We start from the raw sequence: 7,987 nt of genomic DNA on the forward strand, positions 1-7,987 counted from the left end.
AGTGAAAAGAAGAAAGGCAGACATATATCTGTCTTTTTATAATTATAGAGACAATTTTAAGGATATAAGAAATAATATGATTTACCGGAGGAAAAGAATGCTTGGAAACTATCTGGATGAAGTACGAAAAAAAGCACCATTGATACACAATATCACCAATTATGTGACGATCAATGATGTGGCAAATATGGTTCTTGCCTGCGGTGCAAGTCCGATTATGTCGGATGAGCCGACTGATATTGAAGAAATCACATCCATCTGTCAGGGACTGAATATCAATATGGGAATGCTGAATCCGCGTAAGATTGAAAGCATGCAAAAAGCAGGAAAGAAATCCAATGAACTGTATCATAAAGTACTGTTAGATCCGGTTGGAGCAGGATCGAGTTCGTTCCGAACAGAGGCGGCACTGAATCTGATACGTGATATTCAGTTTGATGTGATCCGGGGAAATATTTCTGAGATCAAGACCTTAGCAGCAGGACATGGTACAACGAGTGGTGTGGATGCAGACGAGGCAGATACACTGACGGAGCAGAATCTGGAGAAAATGATTCCGTTTATAAAGGAGTTTTCCAGAAGGACAGGTTCCGTGATTGCTGTGACTGGAGGAATAGACCTTGTAAGTGATGCAAAGAGGTGCTTTGTGATCCGGAACGGTCGTCCGGAGATGGGACGGATCACCGGAACCGGGTGTCAGCTTTCCGGGATGATGACGGCATTCCTTGCGGCGAATCCGGAGAATAATCTGGAAGCAGCGGCAGCAGCGGTCTGTGCCATGGGGCTTGCCGGTGAGACTGGCTGGAAATATATGCAGCCGGGAGATGGAAACGCAACCTACCGTAATCGGATCATCGATGCGATTTATAATATGGAAGGAAAAGAATTGGAAGAAGGTGCAAAATATGAGATTAGATAAGAAAGATATGGTTCTGTATGCGGTAACAGACCGCCACTGGCTGAATGGAGAAAGCCTGTACAGCCAGGTGGAAAAAGCGCTGAAAGGCGGGGTTACATTTATCCAGCTCAGGGAAAAAAATCTGGGTGAGGAAGAGTTTCTGGCAGAAGCAAAAGAGATTGCCAGGCTCTGTAAATCCTACCATGTACCATTTGTGATCAATGACAATGTTGAGATTGCAAAGAAGGTAGATGCCGATGGTGTGCATGTGGGGCAGAGCGATATGGAAGCTCTTGATGTGCGGAAAACACTGGGCGAGGACAAGATCATCGGTGTTACGGCAAAGACGGTCGAGCAGGCGCTAAAGGCGCAGGCACATGGAGCCGATTATCTGGGAGTCGGTGCAGTCTTTGGCACGACATCAAAGGCAGATGCAACAAAGCTGGATCATAAGGTTTTAAAGGAAATCTGCGAGACGGTGGACATTCCGGTTGTGGCAATTGGGGGAATCACGGAAGAGAATGTGACAGAGCTTGCCGGAAACGGAATCTGCGGAGTTGCCGTGATCAGTGCAGTTTTCGGACAGCCGGATATTGAGCAGGCTACAAAAGAATTAAAAGAGAAAGTAGAGGGTATGTTGAAATGATTTTGTTTACTAGCGATTACACAGAAGGGGCACATCCGAGAATTATCGAGAAGCTTGCCGAGACCAATATGGAGCAGACAGTAGGATATGGGGAAGATCCTTACTGTGAAGAAGCGAGAGAAGCAATTAAGAAGGTGTGTGAAGCACCGGAGGCAGATGTTCATTTTCTGGTGGGAGGAACCCAGACGAATTTTACAGTAATTTCTTCTATTCTGCGTCCATTTCAGGGAGTGATCTGTGCAGATAGCGGACATATCAATGTCCATGAGACAGGAGCTGTAGAAGCGACCGGACACAAAGTTCTGGCACTTCCTTCAAAGGAAGGAAAAATCACAGGACAGCAGATCAAGGAATATTACGACCTGCACTGGAGTGATGAGTCTCGTGAACATATTGTACAGCCAAAGATGGTTTATATTTCACATCCGACAGAGGTAGGAACATTGTATACAAAAGCAGAGCTTGAAGATATTTCTTCTATTTGTAAGGAATGTGGACTTTATCTTTTCCTGGATGGGGCAAGAATGGGTTATGGGCTGATGGCACCGGGAACCGATGTGACACTTCCGGATATTGCAAAGTGTTGTGATGTATTCTATATTGGAGGAACAAAGGTCGGTGCATTGTTCGGAGAAGCTGTGGTAATCACAAATCCATGTCTAAAGCAAGATTTTCGTTACTGCATTAAACAGAAAGGTGGAATGCTTGCAAAAGGAAGACTGCTTGGCGTTCAGTTCCTGGAGCTTTTTAAAGATGGTCTTTATTTTGAAATCTCCAAACATGCGATTGATATGGCAATGCTTTTGAAAGACGGACTGAAGGAAAAAGGATATGAATTCTTCATGGACAGCAATACCAACCAGCAGTTCATTATTGTGGAAGATGCCAAATTGCAGGAAATCCGTCAAAAATATGGCGTAACTTATCAGGAAAGGTACGATGAGACCCATAGTGTGATCCGATTATGCACTTCCTGGGCGACAAAAGAGGAAAATGTGAAGGCATTCCTGCAAGATATGTAATTTGTGAAAAATTGAATAAAGCTTTACAGGTAAGGCAGATATGGTAAATGATAAGGACTTTTTTGCACAGAAAATAGCAGAAGAGTCCTTTTTTGATTTTCGTGGTGTTTTAATATGAGAAAATAATAATTAGGCATTTAATTATTTGTTTGTGAAAAATATTATAAAAATATAAATTATTGAGAATAAATGTTGACTTATATGTGTGATACGCATAAAATAACGATTAGACTTCTAATGAATAGACATCTAATTAAATTGCGGGAGGTGAAAGGGTGAAGTCGGATAAATTTGAGTGTGGGGATTTTACCAGGGAGAATATGCCGGTACAACTTCTTCTTGCACAGGTCGGACATATGTATAAATGGTATGTGACGAACCAGATGAAGGATACAGAGCTGAAAGCCGGACAGGCAGGAATTCTTGCAATATTGCAGATGGTAGGACCGATGTCACAGAGAGAGCTTGCAGATCATATTCATATTACGCCGCCATCGGTGCATGTAGCAGTTCAGAAACTGGAAAAGCTCGGATATATTAGAAAAGAGCAGGACGAAAAAGACCAGCGGATGACAAGGATCCATCTGACAGAACGTGGAGAGAAGATTCTTGGCAACATGCATGAGATTCTCCGAAGCACGGAAGATACACTCCTGAAGAATATGAGCACAGAAGAGAAAATACTGTGCAGAAGACTGCTTTTACAGATGAGTGACAATCTTTTCCAGGAAAAAGAATTCCGTGATATGCCATGTAAAAACCCATTTGAGGAATAAAAATAGTTACTAAGAAAGGAAATAATTGCTATATGAGAAAGTTATTCAAACATTTGAAGCCTTATGCAGCAACTATAGTAGCGATTGTTGTTATCCTGATCGTTCAGGCGTACTGCGATCTGTCATTGCCTTCTTATACTTCAGACATTGTCAATGTCGGAATCCAGCAAGGAGGAATTGATGAGAAGATTCCGGATGCAATCGCAGAGGAAGAGATGAATAAGCTGTTGCTTTTTGTGGCAGAAGAAGACCAGCAGACAGTGCTGGATGCATATGAGAAAAAGGAATCCGATTCGGGTTATAAGTATGATGGAGCAATTTATGTTCTGAAGGATTCCGTGAAAAAAGACGAAGAAAAGTCAGGAAAGGTATTTGACATCCTTGGAAAGCCGATGCTTCTGACTTATGGATTTGAATCTGGAAGTGATACAACAAAGAAAATGGAAGAATCCATGAAAGAGAATATGATTTCTTCTATAAAGGAACAGGCTGAGAAACAGGCAGAGAGTATGCAGTCCCAGATGACAGATGAGCAGAAAGCAGCACTTGCGGCAAATCCGGAGCTTGCCAAGAAACAGCAGGATGAAATGCAGAAAAACATTGATGAACAGGTGAAAAAGATCGAAAATGCAGATATTTTTGAGATCCTGAACATGATACCGGATGAACAGAGAGCAGACGTTATTGATAAAATATCAGAAAAAATGGACGATATGCCGGATACTATGCTGGAACAGTCAGCAACTTCATATATTAAAGAAACCTACAGTGTTCTGGACGTGAATACAGATAAGATCCAGAACAGATATATTTTAACAACTGGCGGTAAGATGCTTGCACTTGCATTTCTTGGAATGCTCGCAAGTGTTACCGTAGGACTTCTTGCTTCCAGAGTGGCAGCAAGTACGGGACGTGATCTGAGAGGAAAGGTATTTAAAAAAGTTGTTGGATTTTCCAATGCAGAATTTGACCATTTTTCAACCGCATCCCTGATCACAAGAAGTACCAATGATATCCAGCAGATCCAGATGCTTGCAGTTATGCTTCTGAGAATGGTTATGTATGCACCGATCATGGCAATCGGAGGAGTTTTCAAGGTTCTTCATACGAATGTCAGCATGTCATGGATCATCGTACTTGGGGTAATCCTGATCGTGATGGTTGTTGCTGTATTATTTATTGTAGCAATACCAAAATTCAAGATTCTGCAGAACCTGGTTGACAGACTGAACCTTGTTACTCGTGAGATCCTTACCGGACTTCCGGTTATCCGTGCATTCAGTACGGAAAAGCATGAAGAAGAACGATTTGATAAAGCGAACAGAGATCTGACAAGAACCAACTTATTTGTAAACCGTGCCATGACATTTATGATGCCGATGATGATGCTGATCATGAATGGAATTACTGTGCTGATCGTATGGAGCGGTGCACATGGTGTCAGTGACGGGCAGATGCAGGTTGGTGATATGATGGCATTTATCCAGTATACAATGCAGATCATCATGTCCTTCCTTATGATCTGCATGGTTTCCATTATGCTTCCAAGAGCAGCCGTTGCAGCAGAACGTGTGGATGAGATCCTGACAAGCAGGACAGCGATCGAAGATCCGAAAACACCGGAAAAACTGGAAGAATCCAGAAAAGGCGAAGTAAAATTTGACCACGTATCCTTCCGTTATCCTGGAGCAGAAGAGGACGTACTTCATGATATCAGCTTTACAGCAAAACCGGGACAGACAACGGCGATCATCGGAAGTACCGGTAGTGGTAAATCTACGATGATCAACCTGATTCCAAGATTCTACGATGTAACAGAAGGTACGATCACATTGGATGGAAAAGATATCCGCACCATTTCCCAGCATGATCTGCGGGATGAGCTTGGATACGTTCCACAGAAAAGTGTACTTTTCTCAGGAACAATTGAGTCCAATATTCTGTACGGCAATCCGGATGGTTCCGAAGCTGAGATGAAGAAAGCAGCGGAAATTGCACAGGCAACCGAATTTATCGAAGAAAAACATAAGAAATATAACAGCCCGATCGCGCAGGGAGGATCCAATGTATCCGGAGGTCAGAAGCAGCGTCTGTCCATTGCACGTGCGATCGCAAAAAATCCGAAGGTTTATATTTTTGACGACAGTTTTTCAGCACTGGATTATAAGACGGACGTGGCACTTCGTGCGGCGCTGAAAGAAAATACACAGGACAGTACAGTGATCATCGTAGCACAGAGAATCAGTACGATCTTGCATGCAGAGCAGATTATTGTCCTGGATGATGGAGAAGTTGCAGGAATCGGAACGCATAAAGAACTTCTGAAATCCTGTGAGGCTTATTATCAGATTGCTTCATCCCAGCTTTCAGAAACAGAGCTGGCAAGAGACTTGAATGATGAGACTGACGGAAAGGAGGAAGCATAGTATGAGTAATCAGCCAAGAAGAAGAGGACCTATGGGCGGTGGACATGGAAGAATGGGAACCGGCGAAAAAGCAAAAGACTTCAAAGGTACTATGAAGAAACTTTTTACTTACCTTAGTGAATATAAAATCGGTATTTTCTTTGTTATGATATTCGCAATCGGAAGTACAGTTTTCAATATCGTTGGTCCGAAGATTCTGGGAAAAGCGACAACGGAGATTTTCAAAGGTCTGGTTGGAAAAGTATCCGGAGGCAGTGGAATTGATTTTACAAAGATTGGTAAAATCCTGTTAACTTTATTGTGTCTGTACGTGATCAGCGCATGTTTCTCCTTTATCCAGGGATATATCATGACAGGCGTATCACAGAAGCTGACCTATCGCATGCGAAAAGAAATTTCTGAAAAGATCAATCGTATGCCGATGAATTATTTTGATACGACTACACACGGTGAGGTACTTTCCAGAGTAACCAATGACGTAGATACTCTGAGCCAGAGCCTGAACCAGAGTGCAACCCAGATGATCACATCCGTGACAACAATCATCGGTGTACTGATCATGATGCTCAGTATCAGTCCGCTGATGACCGTGATCGCACTTCTGATCCTGCCGGTATCTATGGTACTGATTTCTGTAATCGTAAAACACTCACAGAAATACTTCAAAAGCCAGCAGGAATATCTGGGACATATCAATGGTCAGGTAGAAGAAGTATATGGCGGACATAATATTGTCAAAGCATTCAATAAAGAAGAAGACGTGATCCGCGAATTTGATGAGACTAATGATATCCTGTTCCGTTCTGCATGGAAATCACAGTTCCTTTCCGGAATGATGATGCCAATCATGCAGTTTGTCGGAAACCTTGGATATGTAGGAGTTTCTATCTTAGGAGGTTACCTTGCAATCAAACAGACCATCGAAGTTGGAGATATCCAGTCCTTTATCCAGTATGTAAGATCCTTTACACAGCCGATCCAGCAGGTTGCACAGGTAGCAAACATGCTCCAGTCGACAGCTGCTGCATCAGAGAGGGTATTTGAATTTCTGGACGAAAAAGAAGAAGATCAGTTTGCTGAAAATCCAGTATCTGTAGAAGGATTACAGGGAAATGTAGAATTTGAACACGTACATTTCGGATACAATCCGGAGCATATCATCATCAATGATTTCTCTGCAAAAGTAAAAGAAGGACAGAAGATCGCCATCGTAGGACCGACCGGAGCAGGAAAGACAACCATGATCAAACTGCTGATGCGTTTCTATGATGTCAACAGCGGGGCAATCAAGATCGATGGACACAACATCAAAGACTTCAACCGGAGCGAACTCAGACAGATGTTCGGAATGGTACTTCAGGATACCTGGCTGTTCAGCGGAAGCATCGAAGATAATATCAAATATGGAAAACTCGATGCCACCCACGAAGAAGTCGTAGCAGCAGCCAAAGCTGCCCACGTACATCGTTTCGTCCAGACTCTTCCAAGCGGATACAACATGATTCTCAACGAAGAAGCCAGCAATGTATCTCAGGGTCAGAAACAGCTCCTCACGATCGCCAGAGCCATCCTGGCTGATCCAAAGATTCTGATCCTAGACGAAGCCACCAGCTCCGTAGACACCAGAACCGAAGTCCAGATCCAGAAAGCCATGGATAACCTCATGAAAGGCAGAACCAGCTTCGTAATCGCCCACCGACTTTCAACCATCAGAGATGCAGATCTTATACTGGTAATGAAAGACGGCGATATTATCGAGCAGGGGAACCATGAAGAACTACTTGAGAAGAATGGTTTCTACGCAGAACTGTATAATTCGCAGTTTGAAAACGCTACAAGCTGTGCATAAAAATGGAAAGATGCCAAAATCATGCTCGCATGATTTTTGGCATCTTTTTATTTTTATATAGAGCGCCAGCTCTCATTCGGATGATGCGACAGCATTAGCCGAATGCAGCACAGCGTATGTGTCGGGGCAAAAGAGTAGAGTGCATCATTCCACAAACTAATCAATCTCCAGCGGAACAGGAGCTTCAGCTCCGCTTCCCGCGCCTGTCTTGCGTTCCCTAAATTTAATTCAATTATTTTCCAACATCTCTAGCAACGCCGAATTTGTTGATTTATTTATGATTTCTGTAATTTTCAATCAACCAGATTAAAATAAACTGGACCCCATGTCAAGGACACAGTAAATTTTTTAGGTCAATTGGTTAAACAAC

The 7,987-nt window shown here is 42.9% G+C and carries 6 protein-coding genes; all 6 read left to right on the forward strand.

From position 1 onward, the window contains the following. Window positions 1-97 precede the first annotated feature (97 nt). Window positions 98-919, forward strand: coding sequence for a hydroxyethylthiazole kinase (gene thiM, locus PGW42_RS12815; RefSeq protein ID WP_270203788.1), 822 nt, complete (start codon window positions 98-100; stop codon window positions 917-919). Then, a complete protein-coding gene (gene thiE, locus PGW42_RS12820; RefSeq protein ID WP_270203789.1) occupies window positions 906-1,544 on the forward strand; it encodes a thiamine phosphate synthase in 639 nt (212 codons plus the stop codon). The genes thiM and thiE overlap by 14 nt, the downstream gene beginning before the upstream one ends. Next, window positions 1,541-2,566 (forward strand): threonine aldolase family protein, encoded by a 1,026-nt coding sequence (locus PGW42_RS12825; protein WP_118217482.1) that lies wholly within the window; start codon window positions 1,541-1,543, stop codon window positions 2,564-2,566. The genes thiE and PGW42_RS12825 overlap by 4 nt, the downstream gene beginning before the upstream one ends. 275 nt (window positions 2,567-2,841) lie before the next feature. Next, on the forward strand, window positions 2,842-3,342 hold the full coding sequence (locus PGW42_RS12830) for a MarR family winged helix-turn-helix transcriptional regulator (protein ID WP_270203790.1): 501 nt from the start codon (window positions 2,842-2,844) through the stop codon (window positions 3,340-3,342). A gap of 32 nt (window positions 3,343-3,374) precedes the next feature. Beyond that, a complete protein-coding gene (locus PGW42_RS12835; protein WP_270203791.1) occupies window positions 3,375-5,768 on the forward strand; it encodes an ABC transporter ATP-binding protein in 2,394 nt (797 codons plus the stop codon). Window position 5,769: 1 nt separating this feature from the next. Beyond that, window positions 5,770-7,617 (forward strand): ABC transporter ATP-binding protein, encoded by a 1,848-nt coding sequence (locus PGW42_RS12840; RefSeq protein WP_270203792.1) that lies wholly within the window; start codon window positions 5,770-5,772, stop codon window positions 7,615-7,617. Window positions 7,618-7,987: the final 370 nt, after the last annotated feature.

Origin of the sequence: Coprococcus sp. TM115-187 (genome assembly GCF_027679115.1) — a bacterium.
GTDB lineage: Bacteria > Bacillota > Clostridia > Lachnospirales > Lachnospiraceae > Allocoprococcus > Allocoprococcus comes.

Excerpts from the sequence above, each read along its gene's own strand:
- thiM (WP_270203788.1), top strand. The coding sequence starts at position 98 with ATGCTTGGAAACTATCTGGATGAAGTACGAAAAAAAGCACCATTGATA.
- thiE (WP_270203789.1), top strand. The coding sequence starts at position 906 with ATGAGATTAGATAAGAAAGATATGGTTCTGTATGCGGTAACAGACCGC.
- PGW42_RS12825 (WP_118217482.1), top strand. The coding sequence starts at position 1,541 with ATGATTTTGTTTACTAGCGATTACACAGAAGGGGCACATCCGAGAATT.
- PGW42_RS12835 (WP_270203791.1), top strand. The coding sequence starts at position 3,375 with ATGAGAAAGTTATTCAAACATTTGAAGCCTTATGCAGCAACTATAGTA.
- PGW42_RS12840 (WP_270203792.1), top strand. The coding sequence starts at position 5,770 with ATGAGTAATCAGCCAAGAAGAAGAGGACCTATGGGCGGTGGACATGGA.